Below are 26580 nucleotides of genomic sequence, written 5' to 3' on the forward strand. Positions count from 1 at the left end.
TTTTCGGTAGCGGGCACTTTAACATCTCGCCGAAAGACCTGCTTGGGCCTGCTTCGGGCGGGGTTTTGGCCTGTCGGCGCGCGTTTCTCCGGGGGCGATGCCCCGTCTCCTTGCACTGCCTTGCGTTGCCCTAGCCGCCGCGCGCCGCGCCAGCGCGATCGGCGATGTCGTTCCACAAATGCATGGCCGCGTACGCGCGCCAGGGGCTCCATGTGTCAGTGCGGGTGCGCTGCTGGGTCGCGCGCACGAGCGCCGGGTCGCGCGCCGCGATGGCCTGCATGAGCACGAGATCGGTCGCGGGCCACGCGTTCGCGTCGCGCCATGCGCGCATCGCGACGTATTCCACGGTCCACGGTCCAATGCCAGGCAACGCGAGCAGCGCGGCGCGCATGGCGTCGAGGTCGGCGGGTTCTGGTGCGGTAGCGTCGATTTGTCTGCTTTGACGTTTGCTGCCCGGATTGTTTCGATCGTTCTCGGCGTAGTCGCGTTCGATGATCACCGCGCCGCTCGCCACGGCCTGCGCGAAGCCCTGCAGCGCGGCGACGCGTTTGCCCGGCATGCCGATGCCCGCGAGATCGGCGGCGGCGAGCGCGGCGGGCGTGGGAAAGCGCCACGCCGTGCGCGCGTGCGCATGGTCGTCGATGCGCTTGCCCACGCGTTCGACGAGGCGCCCGATGATCGTCGTCGCTGCTTTCACGCTGACTTGCTGGCCCACGATCGCGCGCACCACGAGCTCGAAGCCCGACCACGCGCCGGGCACGCGAAGCCCCGGCACGGCCGCGACGAGCGGCGCGAGCCATGGGTCGCTACGCAGATGCGCGGCGACTGCGGCGGGATCGGCGTGCAAGTCGAACATGCGCGAGAGCGGCGCGGCGAGCGCCGCCGCGTGCGCGCTCACGGGTCCGTCGATCTGCACGACGAGGCAATGCTTGCGCGCGTGACGTCGCACGGCGAGCGTGCCGCTCGCGCCGTTGAAGTCGATTGCGCGCAGCCACGCACCATCCTCCACCGCCTCGACGCCCGGTGTTGCGCGGCCGCTGAAGAAGCGCAGCACGCGTGGCCAGTCGTAGGGCGCGCGAAACGGCAGTTCGAGTGTGGCGCTGTCCGTTGGCGCCTCGGTTTGTGCTTCGGATTGCGAGGCGATGGCGCTCAAGCGGCGGTCTCCGGCGTGTTGACGCGGTTCGAGGCCGAACGGGTGTCTTTCGGGCTTTTTGCGCCGTTTTGTGCGCTCTGTGCCGCGCGTGCTTCGGCGTCGATCAGCGCCGCCTTGCGCTCGAGCCCCCAGCGATAACCCGCGAGCGAGCCGCCCTTCTGTACGACGCGATGGCACGGAATCGCCAGCGCCACCGGATTCGAGGCGCACGCACTCGCCACGGCCCGCACCGCGCGCGGTGCGCCGAGCGTTTCGGCGATCTGCGTGTAGCTGCGCGTCTCGCCGTAGGGAATGCGCTGGAGCGCGTCCCAGACGCGCTGCTGGAACGCCGTCGCGGCAATGTCGAGCGGCAGGTCGAAACGCTCGCGCCGGCCGTGCAGATACGCGTCGATCTGCGCGGCGAACGGCGCGACCGCAGCCTTGTCCTCGAGGCACTGCGCGTTCGCGAAATCGGCTGTGAGTGCGGCGGTGAGCGTCGCGGCTTCGTCGCCGAACGCGATCCGGCAAATGCCCTTCCCCGTTGCCGCGATGAGCACGAAACCGATCGGCGTGGGCGTGGCGGCGTAGTGGATCGTCAGCCCCGCGCCCTTGCGGCGATAGGCGGAAGGCGCCATGCCCAGCTCGCCCGGCACGCTGTGATAGAGCCGCGACGACGAACCGAAGCCGGCGTCGGCGCTTGCGCGCGTGACGTCGGCGCCCTCGCCGAGCGCATCGCGCAGCACGGCCCCGCGTCGCGCCGCCTGGTATTGGCGCGGCGAGACGCCCAGCACACGCTTGAAGAGGCGCTGCAGGTGAAACGGGCTGAGGTGCACCGCTTCGCCCAGCTGCGCGAGCGTGAGCCGCTCTTGCGGGTCGGCGTCCAGCGCCGCACACGCCCGCCGCACGATTTCCAGCTCGCGCGGTAGGCCACCCGGGCGGCAGCGCTTGCATTCGCGATAGCCGGCGGCGCGCGCGTGGTCGGCCTCGGCGAAGAATTCGATGTTCTCGCGACGCGGCAGCCGCGACGCGCACGACGGGCGGCAAAACACGCCGGTGGTGCGCACGGCGTAGAAGAACGCGCCGTCGGCGCGGGCGTCGCGCGACGCGACGGCCTGCCAGCGGTCGGCGTCGTTCGCCCACTCGCTGTCTGGCGTTTCCTTGGGTTTGGTGGGTTTCATCGCTGGTTTCATTTCAGGGACGGCGCTCATTTGAGGCTCCTCGAAGTGCCTGTCTGTATGCCCTTACTCTAACTTCGCGTACGGGCGATGGCGCGCCGGATCTTGCGCTGTCATCGCGGTCGACATCTGCCATGCGCGCGCTCTTGTCGGGCACTTATCTGGCACTTTTATGGCCCTCGGTGAATCCCTGGTGGCGCCTTGCCGATTCCCGTGCGACAAAATGGCAACTTTGCGGGTTTTCCCTTAAAAAGTTGTTGCGTCGCGACAGCCGACTCGGTATAGTAGTTCCTGTCTCCTCCATGTCTCCTCCTGATATGGATTAAGCCCGCTCACAGCAGCGGGCTTTTTTTCGTCCAGCGTTTCTACACGCCAGCTCGGCCCACCCGCGCCGATTCCGCCTCAGTGCTTTCGGCTATTGTCCGCCGGTTCCCACGGTTCTGCCGCCGGCGATTCCGGTTCGCGAGGCTCGCTGAAATGCGCGCATTCTGCGCAGCCCCGCGTCCACAGGTTCATCATGAGAAGCCCTGTACGACCTCGAGGACGCCATGCGGATCCAGATTCGCGAGATCGATCACGTCGTTATCCGGGCGGCCGATATGGCCGCCATGACGCGTTTCTATTGCGAAGTACTCGGTTGCCAGCCGGAGCGTGAACAGCGCGATCTCGGCCTCATGCAGTTGCGCGCGGGACGCTCGCTCATCGATCTCGTCACGATCGGCGGCCCGCTCGACCGGGGCTCGGGCGCGCCGCCCGCTGGCGCGAGCGGCAACATGGATCATCTTTGTCTGCGCGTGGAGCCGTTCGACGCCGAGGCGCTCACGTCACATCTGACGCAGCATGGAGCGCGTCCCGGCAATGCCGTCGAGCGCTATGGGGCGGAGGGTTTGGGCCCGTCGCTGTATCTGTTCGACCCGGAAGGCAACATGGTCGAACTCAAGGGGCCGCCGCACGCTTGAACGCGCGCGGCCTGCTTTCACACGTTTTCGGGTGCCTTGAACACGTTCCATTCGACTGCCACTGGCTCGGCGCTCGTATTGCCGATCCACGCCGCGCCGTCCTGCACCGTGCATTGCAGGCGCATGGTGCGCTCGGCCAGCGCGCCGAGCGACGCGGCAACGCCCTCGCCCAGCGACCAGACTGTCACGTTGCGCAGGCGCTCGACCTTGTTGCGCACGCCTTGCCACCAGATGTCGGAGGTGCGTCCGCCGTAGGCGATCACGATGACCTCGCCCGCACGGCCGCTTGCCTTGGCAATGCGGCGCTCGTCGGGCTGGCCAACCTCGATCCACGTTTCGATCGCGCCCGTGTAGTCCTTGCACCAAAGGTCGGGCTCGTCCGTATCGGAGAGGCCCTTGCAGAATTCGAGCCGCTCGCTCGCAAACAGCGCGAACGCCGCGATGCGGACCATCATGCGGTCGTCGGTTTCGGACGGATGGCGCGCGATCGTGAGCGCATGGTCGGCGTAATAGTGCCGGTCCATGTCCGCAATCTGCAGTTCTGTCTTGTAGATGGTCGATTTGAGTGCCATACCGAATTCCGGGCGCGCGAAAGCCGCACATGATAGCGAAGTTTCAAGCAAGCCACGTGCCGGTCGAGTAGACGCGCAACGCGCGTCGATGCGGCGCGCGACGCAATGCGGATGGTCTGACGAGAAAATGACGGGGGTTTGACAGCGGCGCGATGCGTTGCATCACGTCACGTCACGGCCGCGCGCCCAGCAAGCACGATGGCCCGGCGCGCGTGCGTCGGGCCATGTCGAGAGGCGCGTTGGGAGGTGCGGCCTTACTGCTTGATGAAGCGGTCCGTGGTCCAGAGACCTTGCTCGTCGGTGTTCGCCGCGTTGACGAATTCGACGTCATGGCCCACCACCTGTACGACGCGGAACGACTGGTTGTCGGGCGTGGACAGACACTGGAACCCTGTGAAGTATTCCTGCATCTGCTGACGCTCGCCGGCCTGCTCGTGAAGCGCAACGGCGTCGAGCTTGTCTTTCGTGAGGCAGCCATAGGCGCCCGGCTTGAGTTGCACCGTTTGCTGCGGCTTCACGCCGACATCCTGAGCTTGAACCGCAATGGCGCAAGCAAGGCTGGCCGCCGCGACGACCATACCGGATAGCATTTTCATGGTTGCCTCCTGCGGGTTTTTACTCGGGTTAGCTATGTATTTAACTCTCATGCCAAACCCGCGCCTTTAAACATAGAAAACTGACGAAAGACTGCAAGCCCGACTTGTGTGCGCTTGCAACAGTCGTGGAGCCTTGCAGCATGGTGTCGAGCGCCACGATACCGTCCAGCTTGAGTCTGCTGGGCGTTCAGGAGCACTCCGAAGCATCGATTACATAGCCCCGCGCCTTATCCAACAAGGCGCAGCCGCTTATAGCGGGGATAGGACAATCGAGCTTGCTTTGATTTAAACGATTTAGTGGCTAGCCGATCAGCCGATGACGCGGCGCACCCAAAGTCACATGCGCGCCAATTGGGAACGGGTACATTAATGGATTGGCGACAGAATAAAAACGATGCCAGGCGCTCCGCGAAGCTCTCGAAACGAAGCCGCGCGCCGCGCTTGCATACCGCAAAAGTTCGTGGATAAATCGGGCTTCCCAATGGAGGAACCCCATGACTTTCGCTCACTGGCTGCCGTTCGCGATTGCGTCGGCCATTCTCGTTGCCATTCCCGGCCCCACCGTGCTGCTCGTCGTTTCCTACGCGCTTGGCCATGGCCGCCGCTACGCGCTCGCAACTACGGCTGGCGTCGCGCTTGGCGACTTCACGGCGATGACCGCTTCCATGCTCGGACTCGGCGTGATCCTCGCGGCTTCCGCCACGCTGTTCTCGGTGCTGAAATGGGTTGGCGCCGCCTATCTGATCTATCTGGGCGTGAAGCTCTGGCGTGCGCCCGTGGGCGTTGGCGACGCACCGGATACCTCCGAGACGCGCACCGGCCGCATCTTCGCGCATGCGTACGCGGTCACCGCGCTCAACCCGAAGAGCATCATTTTCTTCGTCGCCTTCGTGCCGCAGTTCATCGATCCGCATATGGCCCTGGCGCCGCAGATCGTCGTGTTCGAAGCCACCTTCCTCTTGCTCGCGACGCTCAACGCGTTCGCCTATGCACTGCTCGCGGCGGCCGCGCGCAAGGTCGTGCGCAGCCCGCGCGTGCAGCGCGCAGTCAATCGTACGGGCGGCACGCTGCTCATCGGCGCCGGGCTCTTTGCCGCCGCGTGGAGAAAATCGACGGCATAAGCGGCTCATCCGGATCGATTGCGAGTTGGTCGCGGGGCACGTCCCGGGCCCCGCGAACCGGGCACGCGAGCTGCTTAACGTGGGTTGCGTTGGTTGGCGAACATTGTTTTCAAGCTTCGTTGCGCGCCCAATGGGCAAACTGTCGCGTCTTGGCTACAATGCAATTGCAAACCGCTTGACAACCAGGAGGTAATCGTGATCGAACACGTAATACTGGGCGCGTTTCTGGTGATCCCCCTTGTCATTGTCGTCTTCCTGTTTTCCGACGAGATCCTCGAGGAGCATCGACAGCGCGTAGAAGCGGGAGACGGACATCATATGGACTGGCGTCATCCGCTGCGCAGCCTTCTGCATCACTGAGCGGGAGCACGCATCGCGCGGATGAACGCGCCGAAGCACATGGGTGGCACTCGTGGATTTCGAGTTCTCCTGGATGGCGTACTTCGTCGCATTGTTCGTGCTGATGGTGCTATCCATCGCGCTCACCCTTCTCTGTCCGTCTGCCGGGCAACGCGGTAACACGCCGCGCTCACACGAGGCAGATGCGCACGACGGCGAGCACGCACGCTGACGGGATTCGCTCCCGGCCAGCGCGCGCTGACAAGCCACACCTTCCCGTAATTCTGCGTTACCACTTGCAGCACCTGTATCCAGCGATCAGGCTGACAATCGCTCGCATGTTTTCAAAGGTTCTCAGGGAGAACGACATGCGAAAGATGGCGGCCGTCCTGGTGCTGGCGGGGTGTGCGGTGGCGGCGGGCCCCGCGAGCGCGCACGATCACGGCGGTGACGTGGTGGGTGCGCTGGTTGGTGGCGCGTTGATTGGCGCCGCGGTGGGCGCCGTGCTGAACAGCGGTCCGGCGGTGGCCTACCCGGCTCAGCCGGCCTATGTGCAGCCCGCGCCAGTGTATGCGCAGCCCGCGCCGGTTTATGCCGCCGCCCCGGCCGGCGCGGCGTGCTACGACCAGTATTCGGGCCGCTACGTGCCTTGCGCGCCGGTCCAGACCGCGCCGCCGCCGCAATATGACGACGGCTACGCGCAGCCCGGCTACGGACAACCGCCGGTTTATGCCCAGCCTGGCGGCGGCTGGTAATTCATGAAGCGGCGCACGCCACGGTGCGCCGCCGATCGCATAGGTCGCTCCTTGCGCCTAGCTCGTCTGCTCGACGGGTGTCACGCTCAGGTCGAGTCGCTGCGTCAAGCGGATCACACCGATCTCCACTGCGCGATCAATGCGCGAAACATCGAAGAGACGCTGCAGTGTGTCGATACCGTCCACCGGCACGCCATCGATCGTCACGATCGTGTCGTCCACGCGCAGGCCGCCGAGCGCAGCGGGACTGCCCTTGACGATCTCCATCACCCGCACGCCAGTTGTCGCGCTCAGGTCGAAATAACGCTGCACCTTGCGCGCGATCGGCACTGTGGTCCCGGCAATGCCGATATAGGCCCGCCGCACCCGGCCGTGCGCGAAGAGTTGCGTGATGACCCACTTTGCCGTGTCAATGGCCGTGGCGAAGCAGATGGCCTGCGCACCCGGAATGATCGCCGTATTCACACCAATCACCTGGCCCACCGAATTGATCAGCGGACCGCCCGAGTTGCCCGGATTGAGCGCGGCGTCCGTCTGGATCACGTCGTAGATCATGCGGCCGGACTCTGAACGCAGTGAGCGGCCGAGCGCCGACACCACGCCCGTCGTCACCGTTTGCGCGAGGCCGAGCGGGCTGCCCACGGCGATCGCGATCTGCCCGACGCGCAGGCTCGCCGAATCGCCGAGCGACGCGTGCGGCAGCGCCTCTGGCGCCCCGATACGCAGCACAGCGAGATCCGTGCTCGGGTCGTCGCCGACGAGGTCGGCGCTCTGCGTCGTGCCGTCCGCAAGCGTCACGCTCAGCTTGCTTGCGCCATGCACGACGTGGCTATTCGTCAGCAAGTAGCCGTCCGGCGTGAACAGGAAGCCCGAACCGCTGCCGCCGCGCGCGGGGGCCTGGCCCGATGCGCGGCGCTCGACGGCAATGTGCGCGACGGCCGGCTGCACGCGCTCCAGCGCGCCGATCACGGTCCGCGAATAGGCGTCGAGGAGCATGTCGTCGTCGAAGCCCGGGCGCTGGTTCGCGCCGTCGGAAGGGACGCCACGAGCCAGATCGTCAATGAAGGAAGGTCGTCTGCCCACGATCTGAATCTCCGAAAAAGTGGGCTCTACATGTAGGGGGCGCGCGACGTTTTCAAGAGTGCGCGCCGCGTCGGCCGAAACGCTAAGGATTGTTAAATCGGGGCGCAAACCGTTGCTGCGCCTTGGGCGAGCCGCGAGAACGGTGTGGCGGCGACAACCCCTCGGCGCCGCGTAGGATGCCTCATGGCAAGCTCTTGACCGCGGCCCCTGCCGCGGTCTTTTTACGTCTGCCAGCCCGTTGGCGAGCACCCCGGAAAAGAAAAAAGCCCGCTTGCGCGGGCTAATCCATGCTCGGGTGACATGGCGAGGTTAATCGGGAATTCGCGGCGCCGGGCGCTCGCAAAGCAAACTCGTGAACCGGTGAGTCAGGCGGCCAGCGCCTCGCGCACCGCTGTGCCGGTGGTAGCCCGACGCGATTCGAGCACGACCATGAGCGCATCGACTGTCCGGAACTGGGACGGCGTAATCTGGGCGAGGTCGAGCAACGCGCAGAGGCGCTCGTACCAATAATCGAATGAAAAGACTGCCGGCGTCGTGCCAGCAGATAACGAGGGCGCCATTGCGCGCGTGATATGCGCGATTTCGTCGTCGATGAATCTCATGGTTGCCCCCGTGTGCTGGTCCAACGTCTTGTGAAAACGTATCTCGCCACTTTAGTGCGGCGGCGGCGCGTGTCCAGCTATCACATCGGATAGGTCAAGTTTATAGGTCAGACATCAACCTTTCAGAGGGCTTGTTACGGTCCCCTTAATGTCGCCAGCCGTGGCCGTAATAGCCGCCCACGCCAACCCCGATATCTACCGACGGCGCCGCGTAGTAGCCCGGCGCATAGCCGTAGGCTGGCGCAGGAGCGTACGCGTACGGCGGCGCCACCACACAACCCGTGAGTGCGGCGGACAAGCCAACCAGAGCAATAACGCAGAAGAGTGTTTTCATCGTCGTTCTCCTATGCCACTGATTGTCGACGAGCCACGCCGAGGCAAGGGTTTGGAAAAGCAACGATGTGTGTCCACAAATTACAGCCGCATACAGCGGCCGCTGTGCGTTCAGGGAGGGAGAGAGGGGCGTGTCAGCGAGCGGGGGCGTTGAAGCGCCCGCAAAAGAATCGCCTGCTCGCCGTTTTCTGGATTGATCGCACTACGAATTAAATGGCTTTGCAGATAGCTCGTAGTGCGCTGAGGTGAAGCTAAACAAGCGTTGCTTTTGAGTAGCGTCGCCAATTCGCTTGACGGTCGCTGGAAAAAGCGCCCGGGCCAGAAGGCCCGAGCGAAGCCGTCGAGTCAACGACGGCGGAGGTATTCGATTAGGTATGCGAAACGCCTACAGGGGATCATGGCAAGCGTTTCAGCGATATTGCCGTGTTACGGATGGTTATACATTGCGTTCCAGTCGGACTTGAGCACCGCCGGGTGGCTCGCATCCGAGTTGCCGGCTGCCACGCCGCCATAGCCGCTCGTTGCGCCATTCGCGGCGGCTACCTTGGCTTCGGCTGCGAGAAGATCGTCGGGGTAGTGCGGGTCGGCCCCGGCGCCCGGATGCCAGCCCGCCTTCGCGAGCTGTTCGAGCTCGGCGCGCACCTGGGCGCGGGTAACGGGCGCATTCGATTGCGCGAACGATGCCACCGGCACCGCGAGTGCAACGGCAACGGCTACGGTCTGGATCAGGGACTTCATGTTAACTACCTCCTTTTGGCTTTTGGTTCGGGGCGACAACATGTCTGCATCCGATGAGCGAAAGTCTAGGAGGATTGCCGCCGGGGGTTAACCCTCAAGCTTCGAAGGGATTGTTCCAGGCTGAAGAAGAATGGGGCGGGGTGCGTTTCCGGGTTACTTCCCGATACAAAACCGGCTGAAAATCACGCCCAGCAGGTCATCGGATGTGAATTCGCCGGTAATCGAATTCAGCGACTCCTGCGCGAGCCGCAGCTCTTCGGCGAACAGATCGAGCAATTGCGAATTCTGGTCGGCGTGCGCCGTCGCATGTGCGAGATGCTCGCGCGCAGCGCGCAGCGCGATGAGATGCCGCTCGCGCGCGAGATAGACGCTTTGCGCGTCCGCCTGCCAGCCCGCAATACGCAGCAACTCGGCGCGAAGCAGCCCGACACCGTCGCCCTGTTTGGCCGAAAGACGCAACTCACAGACTTCGCTGCCGTTCTCGGCGCGACGCTTCGCCACTTCCGGCGGCACACCGGTCAGGTCGGTCTTGTTCAGCACTCGCACAACCGGCACACCACCGGGAAAGCGCGCGGCGATCGCCTCGTCTTCGGCGTTCATGCCCGTGCGCGCATCGAGCAGATGCAGCACCACGTCTGCGCGGCCGATCTCGCTCCACGTACGCTCGATGCCGATCTTCTCGACCTCGTCCTCCGTGTCGCGCAAACCTGCTGTGTCGATCACATGCAGCGGAATGCCTTCGACCTGGATGGTTTGGGAAATCTTGTCGCGCGTCGTGCCGGCAACGGGCGTCACGATCGCGAGTTCCGCGCCTGCCAGCGCGTTCAACAGCGACGACTTGCCGACGTTGGGTTGTCCCGCGAGTACGACCGAAAGTCCCTCGCGCAGCAGCGCGCCCTGGCGCGCTTCGGAGAGCACGTGGTCGAGCTGCTCGCGAATGCGTGCGAGCTTGCCGCGCGCGTCCGCAGCCTCCAGGAAGTCGATCTCTTCTTCGGGGAAATCGAGCGTCGCCTCCACGAGCATGCGCAGCGTCACGACGTCGTCCACGAGCGCGTGGATGTCCCGCGAGAACGCGCCATCGAGCGAGCGGCCGGCCGAGCGCGCCGCCGCTTCGGTGCTCGCCTCGATCAGATCGGCCACGGCTTCCGCCTGGGCCAGATCGAGTTTGTCGTTGAGGAACGCGCGCCGCGTAAATTCGCCAGGTTCGGCGAGGCGCAGCCCGAACTCGCGGCCGGCCTCGATGCAGCGCTGCAAAACGAGTTGCAGCACGATCGGGCCGCCGTGGCCCTGCAGTTCGAGCACGTGCTCGCCGGTGTACGAATGCGGCGCGGGGAAGGACAGCGCGATGCCCCGGTCGAGCACCGTGCCGGTGCCGTCGAGGAAGGGTACGTAGCTCGCGTGGCGCGCAACCAGTTCCTGGCCTGTGAGGGCCTTCATCAACGCAACGGTCGCCGCCGCGCCGGCGCGGCCGGCCGAGACACGCACGACACCAATCCCGCCGCGTCCGGGCGCAGTAGCAATGGCGACGATGGGATCGGAATCGGTGGCGAGCATGATGGGCGTGGACCGTAGAGCAGGGCTGGAATCGGGATTGAGTGCGGGGACTCACTGCGGTCTCACGAGCACTCGCAAAACGCGGGGCATTGTAACGCGCCAGACAGAGCGTCTTCTGGCAGGGAACCCGGCTGAGATTTGTCTCGCTTTATCTTAAATTAGCTAAGATTCGTCTTAAGCGATTCTGTCAGATTTCGGACAATTCGAGCGCCAAAACCCGAAAAGGCCTTGCCACGAGGGAATGCGCGGGGATCTCGACCGAAGTCATAAGCCAGTCAGAAGCAGGTGAATTGTCACTTTCTCACGTTAAAACTAGCCTAACTGGTTGTCATCTTCGGCAATTTCGGGCTGCACAATCTGGCCCATGCCGACCTCCAACGAAAAAGCCGCCTTTGCCGAACGTCTTAGGTTCGCTATGAAGCGCGCGCCCGAAAAACTACGCGGCAGTACCGACCTGGCCAACCGGTTCAATCTGCGCCATCACGGCGAGCATCCGGTTTCGCCGCAAACCGCTCACAAGTGGCTGAGCGGCCGCACCATCCCCACGCACGACAAGCTGGAGACACTGGCGAAATGGTTCGACGTGGACATCCACTGGCTGCACTACGGTCCTCCGGGCAACGCGGGCTCGACCGTGCCGCGGCCCCGCAAACCTGACGGCAAATATCCGGTTTCCGAGGAAACGCTCGAACTGGCCTCGAAGATCGAGTCGCTCAGCGCCCATCACCGCTATCTCGTGCAGGAACTGGTCGCCCAATTCTACGGCGACGCGGACAAGAACTAACGCGCACGCACGAACGCTGCGCTCTGCGCCGTCAACGAAATGGCGCGCCAACAATGCAAAAAGCCGTCCGGTTCGCACCGGACGGCTTTTTTTTGAGCCTTGATTGATTCAGGTGGCGGCATCACTGCCGCCCCAGCACTCAGGCGGCCTTCTTCTTGCCTTTGCCCATCATGCGCGTGATGTAGTACTGCTGCGCGATCGACAGCACGTTGTTCACGACGTAGTACAGCACGAGGCCCGCCGGGAAGAAGAAGAACATGACCGAGAAAGCGATCGGCATGAACATCATCATCTTCGCCTGGACGGGGTCCGGCGGCGTCGGGTTCAGCTTGGTCTGCACGAACATCGAGACGGCCATCAGCACCGGCAGGATGAAGAACGGATCCTGTTGCGAGAGGTCGTGAATCCAGAGAATCCACGGCGCGCCGCGCATTTCCACCGACGAGAGCAGCACCCAGTACAGCGAGATGAACACCGGGATCTGGATCACCACCGGCAGGCAGCCGCCGAACGGATTCACCTTCTCGGTCTTGTAGAGCTCCATGAGCGCCGCGTTCATCTTCTGCGGGTCGCTCTTGAAGCGCTCGCGCAGCGCCTGCATGCGCGGCGTGATTTCCTTCATGCGCGCCATCGACTTGTAGCTGGCGGCGGACAGCGGGAAGAAAACGGCCTTGATGAGCAGCGTGAGCAGCACGATCGACCAGCCCCAGTTGCCCACGTAGCTGTGAATCTTCTCGAGCAGCCAGAAGAGCGGCTTGGCGATGATCGTCACCCAGCCGTAGTCCTTCACGAGCTCCAGACCCGGCGCGATGCCTTCGAGCATGCGCTCTTCCTGGGGACCCGCGAAGAGGCGCGCCTGCACGGTATCCGTTGCACCCGGCGCGATCGTGCCGAGCGGCTGCTTCAAGCCGACGCGATAGAGCGAGTTGTCGAACTTCTCGACGTAGATGCTGCGTTTGGCGCCTTGCTGCGGAATCCACGCGGTCGCGAAGTAGTGCTGCACCATCGCGACCCAGCCGTTGTCGGCCTGGGTCACGAAGTCGGCCTTGTTCTTGTCGATGTCGCCGAACGTGATCTTCTGGAAGTGATGCTCGTTCGAGTACACCGCCGGTCCGATGAAGGTGTGCGAGAAGCGCGGCGTTTCGACCGGCTGGCTATCACGCACGATTTCCATGTAGAGCGTGGGCGAAACCGGCGCGCCGCTGACGTTCTGCACCTTCCAGTCCACGCCGATCACGTAGCTGCCGCGCGTGAACGTGTAGGTCTTGGTGACCTTCACGCCGCCTTTCTCGGGCGACTGAAGCGCGACCTGGAAGGAGTTGGCGTCGCCGGTCAGCTCGCGCGGACCATCGACCGCCGTGAACACGTCGTTGTGGTTCGGGAAGTCACCGCCGAGCAGGCCGGTGCGCGCCAGGTACGTGTGGTCGTTCGTGTGGTCGAACAGCGTGATGTACTGGTCGGGACCCTTGCCGTCGGCGCTTTCCTTCAGGAGCGAAAGCTTCACGAGCGTACCGCCGCGCGTGTCGATCACGCCGTCGTAGACGTCGGTGCGAAAGTGAACGAGCTGCGCTGCGGCTGCAGCCGGCTGGGCGGTGTTCGTCGGCGCCTGACCCGCGGCGGCGGCGGCCGTCGGCAGGTCGGACGCGCCGTTGGCGGCGCTAGCCGGCGCAGGGCCGCCCGCGGCGGTTTGCGTCTGCGTTTGCGTCGCGTTCGGGAAGAACATCGACTGGCGTCCATGGTCGCGCTGCCAGTTGTCGTACAGCATGACAGCTGACATGAAGAAGATGACCCATAGGACGGTGCGTTTGATATCCATGCGTTGTCTCAGTGTCGATGGAATGGCGCGTCAGCGCTTTTTCGGAGATGCAGGCGGGACGAGATCGACGCCGCCCGCCGAAAACGGATGGCAGCGGCACAGCCGCCGCGCGGCGAGGTAAGTCCCACGCGCGGCGCCATGATACTGGATTGCCTCGCGTGCGTAATCCGAACAGGAAGGATAAAAACGGCACCGGCTGCCGAGGAGGGGACTCACGGCAAGCTTGTAGAAACGCAGCAGTGCGATCAATACCGTTTGCATGGCGTTGCGGCCTGGCTGCGCCGCGTTCGATGACGAACCACGTGCCGCTTGCGCGGCGTCTACGTCGGATATGCCGGACTTGCGCGCCCCGCTCATGATGTGCGGGTCTTGCTCTCGTCCGGCGGCAAAGCTTTACCGGCCTGGACATGCGCCGGTTCTCCCGCTGGTTGCCCACTTGGTACCGCAGCCTGCGTCGCGCAAGGGGTGCGCGCAGATGTCGCAGGCGCAGCGCTGCCACGCCGCGTCACTTCGCGCGCGGCCTTTTCGAGCAGCGTCTCGATCTCGCCGCGGCACAAAGCTTTGAGCCCCGGCGAAGACGCGGCCGGCCGTGCCTTGCGGTCGAACTTCGTATGCAGGCGTAGCAGCAGGTCGAAACCTTCGAACTGCGCACGGCGCACACGAAATGCTTCGCGGGCAATACGGCGCACCAGGTTGCGCGTGACCGCGCGCGGTGCGTACTTCTTGCCGATCACGAGCCCGAGCCGTGCCTCGTTGCCGGTGGGCCGACCGTACACGACGAAGTGCTCGGTGCGGCGCCAGGGGCGCAAACGAAAAACGGATGAGAACTCATCCGTTTTCAGTAGCCTTGCGGCTTTCGGAAAAGCGGCTTGCGTTCGCGACGGCATGACGCCCCGATCAGTTGCCAGGTTCGTCCTGTTCGCCGTGCTCGCGAGCGGGCCGCTACCCGTGATTTCGCTGATAGCGATGCTGCCCGACTTAGACGGCGAGGCGCTTGCGACCCTTCGCACGGCGTGCGTTGATCACTTTGCGGCCACCAGCGGTCTTCATGCGCACGCGGAAACCGTGGGTACGCTTGCGACGGGTAACGGAAGGTTGGAAAGTACGTTTCATGTTGCTCTCACTGTTGAGTTTTGACCGCGGCGAGCATCGCGGAAAAAGGCAATGGCCGGTGGTACTAGGGATTGGTTTTCGAGGAACCCGCTATTTAAGCCGGTTTTTCGTTGGTCGTCAATAGGTTAGGCGATCGAACCTTCTGGAACGGGCGCGCAGCGCCTGCATCGACCGCGGCGACAGCACGAACGAGCGTGCGTTGATCAGTCCCTGTGGATAACTTCCTGGTGAGGGTATTTCGGCGTTAGAATCTCGCCTATCCCAAGAATCCTGCATGCCGCTCCGGCCCGCCTGCTTGCCGCAAGACCCTTGCCGCGCGGGCTTCCGGAGCAATTGCCGTCGCCTCGTCAGGGCCTCGTCGCGTATGTGCGACAAGAGCGGAGCGACAGACATGCATGCAAACAAAACGACCACAGCAACTCGATGAACGAATTCTGGCAACACTGTTCCGCATTACTGGAGCGTGAGCTAACGCCCCAGCAGTACGTGACGTGGATTAAACCGTTGGCCCCGGTTGCCTTCGATGCTGCGGCGAACACGCTGCAGATAGCTGCTCCCAACCGCTTCAAGCTCGACTGGGTCAAGAGTCAGTTTTCGGGCCGGATCACCGACATGGCGCGCGACTTCTGGCAGACCCCGGTCGACGTGCAGTTCGTCCTCGACCCGAAGGCGGGCATGCGCGCCCCTCATGTCGCACCGGCACCCGCCGCGTCGCGCGCGCCGCTGGCTGCCGCGCCTGCGTCGGTCATGACCGCAGCCGCTGCGCCGCAACCGGCCGCCGTGACTGGCGGTACGGGCCTCGCCGGCATGGTGCAAGCCGCGTCGGCCGCCGCCGCTCGGGCCTCCGCCGAAGACGCCGCCGACCTCGACCTGCCCAGCCTCGACGCGAACGAAGCCGCCGCTGGACGCCGCACATGGCGTCCGGGCCAGGGCGCCGCTGCAGCCGCCTCGAGCGGCGAACCCGACCCGACCTACGAGCGCTCGAAGCTCAACCCGGTGCTCACGTTCGACAACTTCGTGACAGGTAAGGCGAACCAGCTCGCGCGCGCGGCCGCCATCCAGGTCGCCGACAACCCCGGCATCTCGTACAACCCGCTGTTCCTCTACGGCGGCGTGGGCCTTGGCAAGACCCACTTGATCCACGCGATCGGCAACCAGCTCCTGCTCGACAAGCCGGGCGCGCGCATCCGCTACATCCACGCTGAACAGTATGTGTCCGACGTGGTGAAGGCCTACCAGCGCAAGGCGTTCGACGACTTCAAGCGTTACTACCACTCGCTCGACCTGCTGCTGATCGACGATATCCAGTTCTTCTCGGGCAAGTCGCGCACGCAGGAAGAGTTCTTCTACGCGTTCGAGGCGCTCGTCGCCAACAAGGCGCAGGTGATCATCACGAGCGATACGTATCCGAAGGAAATCTCGGGTATCGACGACCGCCTGATCTCGCGCTTCGACTCGGGCCTGACCGTGGCGATCGAGCCGCCGGAGCTGGAAATGCGCGTGGCCATTCTGATGCGCAAGGCTCAATCGGAAGGCGTGAGCCTGAACGAGGACGTGGCGTTCTTCGTCGCGAAGCACCTGCGCTCGAACGTGCGCGAACTCGAAGGCGCGCTGCGCAAGATCCTCGCGTATTCGAAGTTCCACGGCCGCGAGATCTCGATCGAGCTGACCAAGGAAGCGCTGAAGGACCTGCTGACGGTGCAGAACCGCCAGATTTCGGTCGAAAACATCCAGAAAACGGTGGCCGACTTCTACAGCATCAAGGTCGCCGACATGTATTCGAAGAAGCGCCCGGCGAACATCGCGCGCCCGCGCCAGATCGCCATGTATCTGGCCAAGGAGCTGACGCAGAAGAGCCTGCCGGAAATCGGCGAGCTGTTCGGCGGCCGCGACCACACCACGGTGCTGCACGCCGTGCGCAAGATCGCCGACGAACGCACCAAGGACGCCCAGCTCAATCACGAGCTGCACGTGCTCGAGCAGACGCTGAAGGGGTAATACGCAACCAGGCGGCGCCGGAATGGCGGGGCGGACGGTCGCATCCCGAAGGGTTTCCCTTGTTTATTGCGCGGATCGCCCCCAATTTAGGGAAGTGGTCCGTTTTCAGGCACAATATGGGTTTAACCGCCCGGCGGTCCGGGGCGGGAACCACGCAGCGGGCTGTGCTGCACCAACCGCCTGAGCGGCGCCAAAGCCGCCGACTACACCTGCAGATTCGTGGGGTCACGTGGGCGAAACCGGCGCCAGGCGGGCGCGCAGACCGTCACATCAACGAAGGAACTCTATGCAACTGGTCAAGACCGAACGCGATAACCTGCTGAGGCCGCTGCAAACGGTGAGCGGCATTGTCGAACGCCGCCATACGTTGCCGATCCTCGCCAATCTGCTGATCACCAAAACCGGTTCCGACGTCTCGTTCCTGTCGACCGACCTCGAGTTGCAGATCACCACGACCGCCGACTTCGGCGTCGGCAACGACCAGGTGGCCACGACCGTCGCCGCGCGCAAGCTGCTCGACATCCTGCGCGCCATGCCCGACGGCCAGGTCACGCTCACGCTCGCCGACAAGCGCCTCACGGTGCAGTCGGGCAAGAGCCGCTTCGCCCTGCAAACGCTCGCCGCGGACGAGTTCCCCACGGTGGCGCAGGCGAAGGACTTCGGCGCGAACCTCGCGGTGCCGCAGAAGACGTTCCGCCAGTTGCTCGGCATGGTGTATTTCGCCATGGCGCAGCAGGACATCCGTTACTACCTGAACGGCATGCTGCTCGTCGTGGACGGCGACCAGCTCATGGCAGTCGCGACCGACGGCCACCGCCTCGCGTTCTCGTCGATGAAGATCGAAGGCTCGTTCGCGCGCCAGGAAGTCATCATCCCGCGCAAGACCATTCTCGAACTCCAGCGCCTGCTCGAAGACATCGACGACGTGCTGAAGATCGATATCGGCTCCACGCAGGTGAAGTTCACGTTCGGCCAGGTCGAGCTCGTCTCGAAGCTCGTGGAAGGCAAGTTCCCCGACTTCCAGCGTGTGATCCCGAAGGCGCACAAGAACACCTTCCAGATCGGCCGCGAAGAACTGCAGCGCTCGCTGCAACGCGCGGCGATTCTCACGTCCGACAAGTTCAAGGGCGTGCGCTGCATCATCGAGCCGGGCCAGCTCAAGATCATGTCGACCAACGCCGACCAGGAAGAGGCGCAGGAAGAGCTGGAAATCGCCTACCAGGGCGACACCATCGATATCGGGTTCAACGTCACGTATCTGCTCGACGTCCTCGCGAACCTGAAAGTCGACACGCTGGAAGTGAGCCTCGGCGACTCCAGCTCCAGTGCACTCATCACGGTTCCCGAGAACGAGGAATTCAAGTACGTGGTGATGCCGATGCGCATCTAAAAAGCGCGACAGAAGAAGAACACCAGGGGGCGCTGCGCCCCTTTGGCGTTTTTATGGCTTTTTGAAAAAGTCTCGAGCAGTAACACAGGCAGTAAGCAGAACCGGAAAATTCCATGACTGATACGAACAACTCGCAACCCGACAACAGCAGCTATGGCGCCTCGTCGATCCAGATCCTCGAAGGTCTGGAGGCAGTGCGCAAGCGGCCCGGGATGTACATCGGCGACACGTCGGACGGCACCGGTCTGCACCATCTCGTCTTCGAAGTGCTGGATAACTCGATCGACGAAGCCCTCGCCGGCTACTGTAATGACATCCGCGTGGTGATTCACGCGGACAACTCCATCTCGATCACCGACAACGGCCGCGGCATTCCCACGGACGTGAAGATGGACGACAAGCACGATCCGAAGCGCAGCGCCGCCGAAATCGTGATGACCGAGCTGCACGCGGGCGGCAAGTTCGACCAGAACAGCTACAAGGTCTCGGGCGGCCTCCACGGCGTAGGCGTGTCGTGCGTGAACGCGCTCTCGAGCGTCCTGCGTCTCACGGTGCGACGCAACGGCAAGAAGCACTTCATGGAATTTCACCGTGGCGTGCCGCAGAACCGTGTGCTCGAAGAGCGCGACGGCTACACGGTCTCGCCCATGCAACTGCTCGGCGACACCGAAAATCGCGGCACCGAAGTGCACTTCATGGCCGACGAAACCATCTTCGGCAGCGTGGAGTACCACTACGACATTCTCGCCAAGCGTATTCGCGAGCTCTCGTTCCTGAACAACGGCGTGCGTATTCGCCTGACCGACCAGCGCACGGGCAAGGAAGACGATTTCGCCTTCGGCGGCGGCGTGAAGGGCTTTGTCGAGTACATCAACAAGGCGAAGCAGGTCCTGCACCCGAACATCTTCTACATCCAGGGTGAGAAGGACGGCGTGGGCGTGGAAGTGGCGATGCAGTGGAACGACAGCTACAACGAAAGCGTGCTGTGCTTCACGAACAACATCCCGCAGCGCGACGGCGGCACGCACTTGACCGGCCTGCGCGCGGCGATGACGCGCGTGATCAACAAGTACATCGCCGACAACGAAATCGCGAAGAAGGCCAAGGTGGAAACCTCGGGCGACGACATGCGCGAAGGTTTGTCGTGCGTGCTTTCGGTGAAGGTGCCGGAGCCGAAGTTCAGCTCGCAGACGAAGGACAAGCTGGTTTCCTCGGAAGTGCGCGCGCCGGTCGAAGAAGTCGTGGCGAAGGCGCTCGAAGAGTTCCTGCTCGAAACGCCGAACGACGCGAAGACCATTTGCGGCAAGATCGTCGACGCCGCGCGGGCTCGTGACGCTGCGCGCAAGGCGCGTGAAATGACGCGCCGCAAGGGCGTGCTCGACGGCGTGGGCCTGCCGGGCAAGCTCGCGGACTGCCAGGAAAAGGATCCGGCGAAGTCGGAGGTCTACATCGTCGAGGGCGATTCGGCAGGCGGCTCGGCCAAGCAAGGCCGCGATCGCAAGTTCCAGGCAATCCTGCCGCTGCGCGGCAAGGTGCTGAACGTCGAAAAGGCCCGCTACGACAAGCTCCTGTCTTCCGAGCAGATCGTCACGCTCATCACCGCGCTGGGCTGCGGCATCGGCAAGGACGACTACAACCTCGAGAAGCTGCGTTACCACCGCATCATCATCATGACCGACGCGGACGTAGACGGCGCGCACATCCGCACGCTGCTGCTCACGTTCTTCTATCGCCAGATGCCGGAGATGATCGAGCGCGGCTACGTGTATATCGCGCAGCCGCCGCTGTACAAGCTCAAGGCGGGTAAGGACGAGCGCTATCTCAAGGACGATTCGGAGCTTAACGCGCATATGCTGCGTCTCGCGCTGCAAGGCTCGGAGCTCGTACCGAACGAAGGCGCAACGCCGATCTCCGGCGACGCGCTTGGCGAGCTCGCGCGCTCGTACCAGCTTGCGCGCGGCGTGGTGGATCGTCTCTCGCGTCTGTACGACGAGCGCGCGCTCGAAGCGATCATGGACGGCGTGGCCATCGACCTGTCGAGCGAAGCGTCGACCGAGGCTTCGGCGCGTGCGCTCGGAGCGCAACTGCGCGACGATCCGCTCAAGCCGGAAGTGAGCGTGGTGCCGATGTACGACCAGGTGCGCGAGCAACGTTCGCTGCGCGTGGAGCGTCGCCATCACGGCAACGTGAAAGTCTCGGTGATCGACGAGGAGTTCCAGCTCACCGCCGACTATCAGCAGCTCGTGAACACGGCCAATACGTTCAAGGGCTTGATCGGCAAGAACGCCGTGATCAAGCGCGGCGAGCGCAGCATGGCCGTGAACGACTTCAAGAGCGCGATGAAGTGGCTGATCGCGGATGCCGAGCGCAACGTGTCGAAGCAGCGCTATAAGGGGCTTGGCGAGATGAACCCCGGGCAGCTGTGGGAAACGACGATGGATCCGACCGTACGGCGTTTGCTGCGCGTGCAGATCGAGGACGCGATCGCCGCCGATGGCATCTTCACGACGCTCATGGGTGACGATGTCGAGCCGCGTCGTGCGTTTATCGAGAGCAATGCGCTGCGGGCGGGGAATATTGACGTTTGATCGTCTGTCTGGTGCTGTCATTGAAAAACAAACGCCCGGGAAACCGGGCGTTTGTTTTTTGTACTGCCTCACGCCGCAATTCATACCGCAAAGCCCACCGGGATGACATAGACGACGCTCTGCCCGGAAGGCAAACCGAGCGCCTGGGCTGCCTGCGGCCCATCGACCGCGCCCACGGGCACGGCGACCAGCCCGAGCGCAACAGCCTGTAACAGCATGTTCTGGGCGGCGTGCCCGGCCTCGAGGTCGCTATACACACTGGCTCTCGCGCCGTACCTCTGGGTGAGTCGGCCCGGATCGGCAGCCACCACGATCAAGGCCGGCGCCGCACCGACAGATGCCTGGTTGAGCGAAAGCGCTTTTAGCTGGGGGCGCATATCGGGCGTAGCGCGCGTCTCGGCCCGGTGGCCGTGAGGCAGGTAGTGCATCACCTCCGCGGGGGTCACCGCGTAAAGTTCAAGCGCATACAAAGCGCCGGCCGAAGGCGCCGCGCGCTTGCCGTCCGGGCTGGTGACGCCCTGGCCGGCCCACAGCAGTTGGCCGATGGTCTCGACAGGCAGCGGGTCGGACCGGAAGGTGCGTACCGACCTGCGCCGCTGGATGGCATCCTCGAGAGAGACCGCGCCGGAGATTTTGGCCTTAGGCAGTGCGATTTCTTTGGCGTACTTCGCCGGGCTCTCCTGAGCGTGACCGGTGGAAACCTGGGTAATTGCGCCCGCAGCCAGCGCAGCCAGCAATTCACGGCGTTTCATCCGGCGCCTCCATGAGTGACGGAGCAGGCCTGCATGGCCTTCGCGATTCTCACTATTTCAGGTTTTCGAGCGACACTCGGGCCATAGCGCAATTCGATCAACAGTCACCTTGCTGGCCCACTGGCAAAAGTTATAGACCGTAAATTCGGGATTGCGAGGTCCGATTCAATATCGCGATTTTCACCCGCGAAAAAGCGCCCTTGGTGGCGCTATTTTTTCGGCTGGAAGACTGCGGGAATTCGCGCCCTGCACTGTCCACAGGCCCCAGCGGATAACCCCCGGAAAACCCCTGGAAATCACTGTGCATGAATTGGGGATAACTTCGGCTGCGCGTAGAGTGTGGAAAAGTTGCCAGCAGCTGCCGCGCGTTGTCCCGTTAACGCCCGCAAGGTTATGTTTTTTCCACAGCCTTGTTTACCCAATGGTTTTCCACGGTTATCCACAGAATACCCAGGGGCTTGTTAACTATTACTACGTTTACGTATACATACGTTATTAAAACCTTAGAACCCTCGCATCGGAAACGAAGATGCCGCTGGAAAACGTCCCGGCGGCATCGTTCAAACCGTGCGAATCGCGCGCCTCATGCGAGCGGGATATAAAGCTCCGTCTTCAGGTCATCCGGCGTCGCCTCATCGGGCGTATTCAGATAAACCTCGAACGATGGCGCCGAAAAGTCAGGCTTGCGTCCGAGCTTCTGCAATCCTTCGTTGTAAAACCACATCCACGCCTGGCCGAGCCCTTGATACGGCCCCTTGTGCAGCATCATCGCGTGCTCGCCGCCGCGCAGCTGGAACTTCTCAACAGGCGCCCCGATCTCCATGTCGGTTTCGTGCCCCAGATGCAGCGCCGCTTTCGAGCGCAGCTTCGACTCTTCGACCGTATTGGGATCGTCGTAATAAATGCCAACCATCTTCGCGCCCGACGTGCGCACGTTGCGCTCGCCGAGCCATTGCGCGAGCGTGTAGAACGCGTCGCCGATCTTCATGTACGGACCCACGTGGCTGACGGCGAGCAGGTCCATCGGCTCGAGGGTGAGGAGCTTCACGTCGTGGTTTTGCATGATGGCGTCTCCGGGTGCGATGGCCGCGCGATTGCGCGGCGCCTGCGAACCAAGATAGCACCGCGCTGTGTGAGACGCCCTTGGCGTGCCGGGCGCTCGAGCCTCACAAACTCACGCGTGTCACCGGATGCGCCTCAAGCCACGCGTTCTCTTCGTCGTCGTAGAGCCGCGAGCGCGTGAGAAAGCGCAGGCCCGTGGGTCGTTCGAGCGAAAACATGCCGCCGTTGCCTGGCACGGCGTCGATGATGAGCTGGGTGTGCTGCCAGTACTCAAACTGCACCTCCGTCATATAGAACGGCATCCCGCCGATTTCTCCCAACTGCACGTCGGCATTGCCGACCATGAACTCGCCGGCGGAAAAGCACATGGGCGCGCTGCCGTCGCAGCAGCCGCCCGACTGGTGAAAGAGCAGGGAGCCGTGCTCGCGAGCCAACTGTTCGATCAGCGCGAGTGCGGCCGGCGTGGCGGTAACGCGTTCGACCATGTTGTGATGCTTCCTCTCAAGATGCAACGAAGGAGGCGTCGCGCGCGGCAGCGGCCTTTGACCGCAAAACGCCGCGCGCGACCCACAGGGCACGCAGTGCGATCAGAAGAACCCGAGCGGCTGGTCGCTATAGCTCACGAGCAGGTTCTTCGTCTGCTGGTAATGGTCGAGCATCATCTTGTGGTTCTCGCGCCCGATGCCCGACTGCTTGTAGCCGCCAAACGCCGCGTGCGCCGGGTAAGCGTGGTAGCAGTTGGTCCATACGCGCCCCGCCTGGATCGCGCGGCCGAAGCGGTAGGCACGCGTGCCGTCGCGCGTCCACACGCCTGCGCCGAGGCCGTAGAGCGTGTCGTTGGCGATTTCCAGTGCTTCCTCTTCGGTCTTGAAGGTCGTAACGGACACCACGGGTCCGAAAATTTCCTCCTGGAAGATGCGCATCTTGTTGTGGCCGCGGAAGACGGTGGGCTTCACGTAATAACCGTCACCGAGTTCGCCGGCGAGGTTGTTGCGCTCGCCGCCAATCAGGCATTGCGCGCCTTCCTGCTTGCCGAGGTCGATATACGAGAGGATCTTCTCGAGCTGCTCCTGCGAGGCCTGCGCGCCGATCATCGTCTTCGTGTCGAGCGGGTGGCCCTGCTGGATCGCCGCTACGCGCTTGAGCGCACGCTCCATGAAGCGGTCATAGATCTTCTCGTCGATGAGCACGCGCGACGGGCACGTGCACACCTCGCCCTGGTTGAGCGCAAACATCGCGAAGCCTTCGAGCGCCTTGTCGAAATAACTGTCGTCGTGGTCGAGCACGTCGGCGAAGAAGATGTTCGGGCTCTTGCCGCCCAGCTCCAGTGTCACGGGAATGATGTTCTGGCTCGCGTACTGCATGATGAGGCGGCCCGTGGTGGTTTCGCCCGTGAAGGCGATCTTCGCGATGCGCTTGTTCGAGGCGAGCGGCTTGCCGGCCTCGAGGCCGAAGCCGTTCACCACGTTGAGCACGCCGGCCGGCAGCAGGTCCTGGATGAGTTCGGTGAGTACGAGAAACGACGCGGGCGTCTGCTCGGCGGGTTTGAGCACCACGCAGTTGCCGGCCGCGAGCGCCGGCGCGAGCTTCCAGGCGGCCATGAGAATCGGGAAATTCCACGGAATGATCTGGCCGACCACGCCCAGCGGCTCATGGAAGTGATACGCGACCGTATCGTGATCGATCTCGGAGATGCCGCCTTCCTGCGCGCGCACGCAGCCCGCGAAATAGCGGAAGTGGTCGGCGGCGAGCGGGATGTCGGCGGCGAGCGTTTCGCGCAGCGGCTTGCCGTTGTCGATCGTCTCGGCCACGGCGAGCTTGTGGAGGTTCTGCTCGATGCGATCGGCAATGCGGTTCAGAATGTTGGCGCGCTCGGTGGGCGAGGTGCTGCCCCATGCGGCTTTGGCTTTGTGTGCGGCGTCGAGCGCGAGTTCGACGTCGGCTTCGCGAGAGCGCGGAATGGACGTGAACGCGTGACCGGTAATCGGCGAGATGTCGTCGAAATACTCGCCGCCTAGCGGCGCCACCCACTCGCCGCCGATGAAGTTGCCATACTGCTTCTTGTACGGGAATTCGGTGGTCAGGAATTGCATGTCCGCGTGATTCATCTGCGTGCTCCTCTGTGTTCTCGATCTCGATATGGATGGACGCGGCGAGGCCGCGCTACCGCGGCACGCTAACGCGAGAACCATGCCAGCGCGGCGGCGCAGCGGCGCGCTGGCGGGCGGTCGCGGCCCGGCGCGTGCATGTCGCCGGAATGCGCGGCGCGCGAGCCTTCAGGGCGGCGAAAGGATTGCGTCAGGCCGGAACAGAAGGGTGGGCAACTGCTCAAGAAGTGAACAGCCCGGGAGCGGAATATCGGCGGGACTCGGAGATTTGCGGCGCGCGGGCCGCACTTGCTGTAGGCTTTGCACCCGTAACAGTCAGGAGAGTCTGCATGTCGAGTACATTCGTTTGCCGCAACCAGTCGTGCGGCACCCCGTGGGAACAGAGCGAGGTGGTGATCAAGAACGAAGGGCAGGGGCCCTTGTTCCGGTGTCCACTGTGCGGCGCCCGTAACTACCTGGAGCAGTTCGAAGACGACGATGGCAACGTCGTCTATGAGCAGGTGGACGGCAAGCCTTTCCTCTGAGCGCTGGCGGCTAGAGGATCTGGGCGGAATATGCAGCCAGACCAGGAGCAGGACTAGGAGCGTCGTGACGAGCGCACCGACGCATCTAGTCAAAAAAATCTATGGGAAAGAGTCCGAAAAGCGAGACCTGCGGATCGGAGTTCGATTGTTTGGATTCCGAATTTTTTCGCCGCCTATGCCGTTACGGACGTGGCGAGCGTGGAAAGTGAATGACCGGGCTGCCGACGAACGGCGAAGCGCGCGCGTCGGGCGGCGAGGCGCTGGCTTCAGCGGCTTCCATCCCCCTTTAGTCGGACTATTTGTTACCTATCCATACGGGTAGGCTGGCGAGCGCCCCGGAGCGTCTTACAGTGCTTCATACGATAAGAAACCACGGCAGGACCAACGGGGAAAGCCATGACATTCGTCGAACAGGAAATCGCGCACATCGCGCGCGTGATGCCGCCGTCGCTGGCTGGCGATTTCGAGATGCCGGTGATGGGTGTCGCGTACTGGCGCAAGCGCCTGCACGCGCTTCTAAAGCAAAACCATCTGACTCACGTTCAGCTTTCGACCGTCGACACGCTGCTGCGCCAGCTCGACGGCTTCGAGGCGCTCGGCCGCTGGCTGCCGCGCCCTAAGCAGGCGTCGCGTCACGTGAGGCGCGCGAAGTAACCCAGGCCCGTGGCCGCGGAGAAATGCAAAAAGCCCGATCGCAAGGATCGGGCTTTTTGGCTGAATTCGCTGGTGGGGCGTGAGTGACTCGAACACTCGACCTACGGATTAAGAGTCCGCTGCTCTACCAACTGAGCTAACGCCCCCAACAGAAGCGAAATTATGCAGGACTTTTTGGGACTTGGCAAGCCCCCTCTGTCAATTTCCTGAAAATAGTTTGTCGATGCGGCGCAAGCCCCGTCTGCGCAGCCGTTTGGGCCTTTAGCGCGAGGGCCGTGCTGTCCCGGTATGATGTCGCCACTCCTGGCGTCAAGCCAGATTTCAAGCCAGTCGCTGTGCGCCGCCTGTTCGCCGAAGTTGGCTGAGCCTCGTTGCAATCGGCTGGAATCGTCGCACGGCAATCCACAAAGGCAAAACGATGGACGACAACGCAATCGACGCGCTGCTGGAGCGCGTGCTGGCCCCGTGGGTGCGCGCGCTCGGGATGAAACCCGTCGAGGTCGCGGAAGACAGCGCCACCCTGCGCCTGCCGTTTTCCGGCGAGCTGCGCCATTCGGGCGGCGTGATCTGCGGCCAGGTGTTCATGGCGGCGGCGGATACGGCCATGATCGTCGCGATAACGGCCGCGCTCGGCGGCTTCAAGCCCATGACGACCGTTGCGCTGAACACCAACTTCATGCGCGCGGTGCGCAAGGGCGACGTGCTCGTCACGGCGCGAGTGCTGCGCATGGGCCGCAATCTGGTGTTCGGTGAAATAGAACTCTACGACGAAGACGGCCGGATGGCGGTTCACGCGACCTCGACTTACGCGCTGCTCGATTAAGCTTGGCGC

29 protein-coding genes and 1 tRNA gene are annotated in these 26580 nt (G+C 63.5%); 11 read left to right on the forward strand and 19 right to left on the reverse strand.

Annotation, left to right across the window (positions count from 1 at the left end; all coding sequences use genetic code 11):
• Positions 1-130 precede the first annotated feature (130 nt).
• The gene (locus M3I54_RS14060; protein WP_302058951.1) at positions 131-1153 is read right to left on the reverse strand and encodes an AlkA N-terminal domain-containing protein; all 1023 of its coding nucleotides are present in this window, start codon (positions 1151-1153) and stop codon (positions 131-133) included.
• Entirely contained in the window at positions 1150-2310 is a 1161-nt protein-coding gene (ada, locus tag M3I54_RS14065) for a bifunctional DNA-binding transcriptional regulator/O6-methylguanine-DNA methyltransferase Ada (RefSeq protein WP_254336781.1), read from the reverse strand. The genes M3I54_RS14060 and ada overlap by 4 nt, the downstream gene beginning before the upstream one ends.
• Positions 2311-2855: 545 nt before the next feature.
• Between ada and M3I54_RS14070 the strand changes: the two genes are divergently transcribed.
• Positions 2856-3266, forward strand: coding sequence for a VOC family protein (locus M3I54_RS14070; RefSeq protein ID WP_254336784.1), 411 nt, complete (start codon positions 2856-2858; stop codon positions 3264-3266).
• 17 nt (positions 3267-3283) lie between these two features.
• On the opposite strand, the gene M3I54_RS14075 is transcribed toward M3I54_RS14070, so the two are convergent.
• A complete protein-coding gene (locus tag M3I54_RS14075) occupies positions 3284-3838 on the reverse strand; it encodes a YaeQ family protein (RefSeq protein ID WP_254336786.1) in 555 nt (184 codons plus the stop codon).
• Between the two features lie 254 nt (positions 3839-4092).
• On the reverse strand, positions 4093-4434 hold the full coding sequence (sap1, locus tag M3I54_RS14080; protein WP_254336788.1) for a surface attachment protein Sap1: 342 nt from the start codon (positions 4432-4434) through the stop codon (positions 4093-4095).
• 494 nt (positions 4435-4928) lie between these two features.
• Here sap1 and M3I54_RS14085 point away from each other — a divergent pair, with 494 nt between their 5' ends.
• Entirely contained in the window at positions 4929-5555 is a 627-nt protein-coding gene (locus M3I54_RS14085) for a LysE family translocator (protein WP_254336789.1), read from the forward strand.
• Positions 5556-5708: 153 nt separating this feature from the next.
• Here M3I54_RS14085 and M3I54_RS14090 read toward each other — a convergent pair whose 3' ends face one another.
• Positions 5709-6032, reverse strand: coding sequence for a hypothetical protein (locus M3I54_RS14090; RefSeq protein ID WP_254336792.1), 324 nt, complete (start codon positions 6030-6032; stop codon positions 5709-5711).
• Here M3I54_RS14090 and M3I54_RS45120 point away from each other — a divergent pair.
• Complete coding sequence (locus M3I54_RS45120; protein ID WP_309249609.1) at positions 5959-6126, forward strand: hypothetical protein; 168 nt, start codon at positions 5959-5961, stop codon at positions 6124-6126. The two genes, M3I54_RS14090 and M3I54_RS45120, sit on opposite strands and share 74 nt — an antisense overlap.
• A 136-nt stretch (positions 6127-6262) precedes the next feature.
• Positions 6263-6649 (forward strand): ecotin precursor, encoded by a 387-nt coding sequence (locus M3I54_RS14095; protein WP_254336794.1) that lies wholly within the window; start codon positions 6263-6265, stop codon positions 6647-6649.
• Positions 6650-6706: 57 nt separating this feature from the next.
• Here M3I54_RS14095 and M3I54_RS14100 read toward each other — a convergent pair whose 3' ends face one another.
• The 5 genes from M3I54_RS14100 to mnmE form a co-directional block, all read right to left on the reverse strand.
• Positions 6707-7732, reverse strand: coding sequence for a S1C family serine protease (locus tag M3I54_RS14100; protein ID WP_254336796.1), 1026 nt, complete (start codon positions 7730-7732; stop codon positions 6707-6709).
• A 365-nt stretch (positions 7733-8097) separates the two neighbouring features.
• Positions 8098-8334: a hypothetical protein gene (locus tag M3I54_RS14105; RefSeq protein WP_254336798.1), complete on the reverse strand. Its 237-nt coding sequence runs from the start codon at positions 8332-8334 to the stop codon at positions 8098-8100.
• A 145-nt stretch (positions 8335-8479) separates the two neighbouring features.
• Complete coding sequence (locus M3I54_RS14110) at positions 8480-8668, reverse strand: hypothetical protein (protein WP_254336800.1); 189 nt, start codon at positions 8666-8668, stop codon at positions 8480-8482.
• A gap of 425 nt (positions 8669-9093) precedes the next feature.
• Entirely contained in the window at positions 9094-9405 is a 312-nt protein-coding gene (locus M3I54_RS14115; protein WP_254336802.1) for a DUF4148 domain-containing protein, read from the reverse strand.
• A 153-nt stretch (positions 9406-9558) separates the two neighbouring features.
• Entirely contained in the window at positions 9559-10959 is a 1401-nt protein-coding gene (gene mnmE / locus M3I54_RS14120; protein ID WP_254336804.1) for a tRNA uridine-5-carboxymethylaminomethyl(34) synthesis GTPase MnmE, read from the reverse strand.
• A 364-nt stretch (positions 10960-11323) separates the two neighbouring features.
• Here mnmE and M3I54_RS14125 point away from each other — a divergent pair, with 364 nt between their 5' ends.
• The gene (locus M3I54_RS14125; protein WP_254336806.1) at positions 11324-11743 is read left to right on the forward strand and encodes a helix-turn-helix domain-containing protein; all 420 of its coding nucleotides are present in this window, start codon (positions 11324-11326) and stop codon (positions 11741-11743) included.
• A 139-nt stretch (positions 11744-11882) separates the two neighbouring features.
• On the opposite strand, the gene yidC is transcribed toward M3I54_RS14125, so the two are convergent.
• From yidC to rpmH, 4 genes are all read right to left on the reverse strand, one after another.
• Positions 11883-13559, reverse strand: coding sequence for a membrane protein insertase YidC (gene yidC / locus M3I54_RS14130; RefSeq protein WP_254336808.1), 1677 nt, complete (start codon positions 13557-13559; stop codon positions 11883-11885).
• Positions 13560-13589: 30 nt separating this feature from the next.
• On the reverse strand, positions 13590-13820 hold the full coding sequence (gene yidD, locus M3I54_RS14135; RefSeq protein ID WP_028203242.1) for a membrane protein insertion efficiency factor YidD: 231 nt from the start codon (positions 13818-13820) through the stop codon (positions 13590-13592).
• Between the two features lie 92 nt (positions 13821-13912).
• A complete protein-coding gene (rnpA, locus tag M3I54_RS14140; RefSeq protein ID WP_309249610.1) occupies positions 13913-14446 on the reverse strand; it encodes a ribonuclease P protein component in 534 nt (177 codons plus the stop codon).
• Positions 14447-14537: 91 nt separating this feature from the next.
• Positions 14538-14672, reverse strand: coding sequence for a 50S ribosomal protein L34 (gene rpmH, locus M3I54_RS14145; protein ID WP_026120950.1), 135 nt, complete (start codon positions 14670-14672; stop codon positions 14538-14540).
• A gap of 423 nt (positions 14673-15095) precedes the next feature.
• Between rpmH and dnaA the strand changes: the two genes are divergently transcribed.
• From dnaA to gyrB, 3 genes are all read left to right on the forward strand, one after another.
• Positions 15096-16670: a chromosomal replication initiator protein DnaA gene (dnaA, locus tag M3I54_RS14150; protein ID WP_254336810.1), complete on the forward strand. Its 1575-nt coding sequence runs from the start codon at positions 15096-15098 to the stop codon at positions 16668-16670.
• Between the two features lie 286 nt (positions 16671-16956).
• Positions 16957-18060, forward strand: a complete 1104-nt coding sequence (gene dnaN, locus M3I54_RS14155; RefSeq protein WP_254336812.1) for a DNA polymerase III subunit beta — start codon at positions 16957-16959, stop codon at positions 18058-18060.
• Positions 18061-18173: 113 nt separating this feature from the next.
• On the forward strand, positions 18174-20648 hold the full coding sequence (gene gyrB / locus M3I54_RS14160; RefSeq protein ID WP_254336814.1) for a DNA topoisomerase (ATP-hydrolyzing) subunit B: 2475 nt from the start codon (positions 18174-18176) through the stop codon (positions 20646-20648).
• A gap of 80 nt (positions 20649-20728) precedes the next feature.
• Here the strand turns inward: gyrB and M3I54_RS14165 are convergent, their stop codons facing one another.
• The 4 genes from M3I54_RS14165 to adh all read right to left on the reverse strand — a co-directional run bounded on the left by M3I54_RS14165 (position 20729) and on the right by adh (position 24570).
• Positions 20729-21400, reverse strand: coding sequence for a SagB/ThcOx family dehydrogenase (locus M3I54_RS14165; protein ID WP_254336816.1), 672 nt, complete (start codon positions 21398-21400; stop codon positions 20729-20731).
• A gap of 583 nt (positions 21401-21983) precedes the next feature.
• Complete coding sequence (locus tag M3I54_RS14170) at positions 21984-22463, reverse strand: GyrI-like domain-containing protein (protein WP_254336818.1); 480 nt, start codon at positions 22461-22463, stop codon at positions 21984-21986.
• A 103-nt stretch (positions 22464-22566) separates the two neighbouring features.
• The gene (locus tag M3I54_RS14175; RefSeq protein WP_254336820.1) at positions 22567-22947 is read right to left on the reverse strand and encodes a DUF779 domain-containing protein; all 381 of its coding nucleotides are present in this window, start codon (positions 22945-22947) and stop codon (positions 22567-22569) included.
• 102 nt (positions 22948-23049) lie between these two features.
• Entirely contained in the window at positions 23050-24570 is a 1521-nt protein-coding gene (adh, locus tag M3I54_RS14180) for an aldehyde dehydrogenase (protein ID WP_254336822.1), read from the reverse strand.
• A gap of 329 nt (positions 24571-24899) precedes the next feature.
• On the opposite strand from adh, the gene M3I54_RS14185 reads away from it, so the two are divergent.
• Complete coding sequence (locus M3I54_RS14185; RefSeq protein WP_069264575.1) at positions 24900-25094, forward strand: hypothetical protein; 195 nt, start codon at positions 24900-24902, stop codon at positions 25092-25094.
• 396 nt (positions 25095-25490) lie between these two features.
• Positions 25491-25748: a hypothetical protein gene (locus M3I54_RS14190; protein ID WP_254336824.1), complete on the forward strand. Its 258-nt coding sequence runs from the start codon at positions 25491-25493 to the stop codon at positions 25746-25748.
• A 70-nt stretch (positions 25749-25818) separates the two neighbouring features.
• Here the strand turns inward: M3I54_RS14190 and M3I54_RS14195 are convergent.
• Positions 25819-25894: transfer RNA gene (locus M3I54_RS14195), tRNA-Lys, on the reverse strand.
• A 272-nt stretch (positions 25895-26166) separates the two neighbouring features.
• Between M3I54_RS14195 and M3I54_RS14200 the strand changes: the two genes are divergently transcribed.
• The gene (locus M3I54_RS14200; protein ID WP_254336826.1) at positions 26167-26571 is read left to right on the forward strand and encodes a PaaI family thioesterase; all 405 of its coding nucleotides are present in this window, start codon (positions 26167-26169) and stop codon (positions 26569-26571) included.
• The last annotated feature ends 9 nt before the right edge of the window (positions 26572-26580 follow it).

This window comes from Paraburkholderia sp. CNPSo 3274 (assembly GCF_024206475.1).
Lineage (GTDB): Bacteria > Pseudomonadota > Gammaproteobacteria > Burkholderiales > Burkholderiaceae > Paraburkholderia.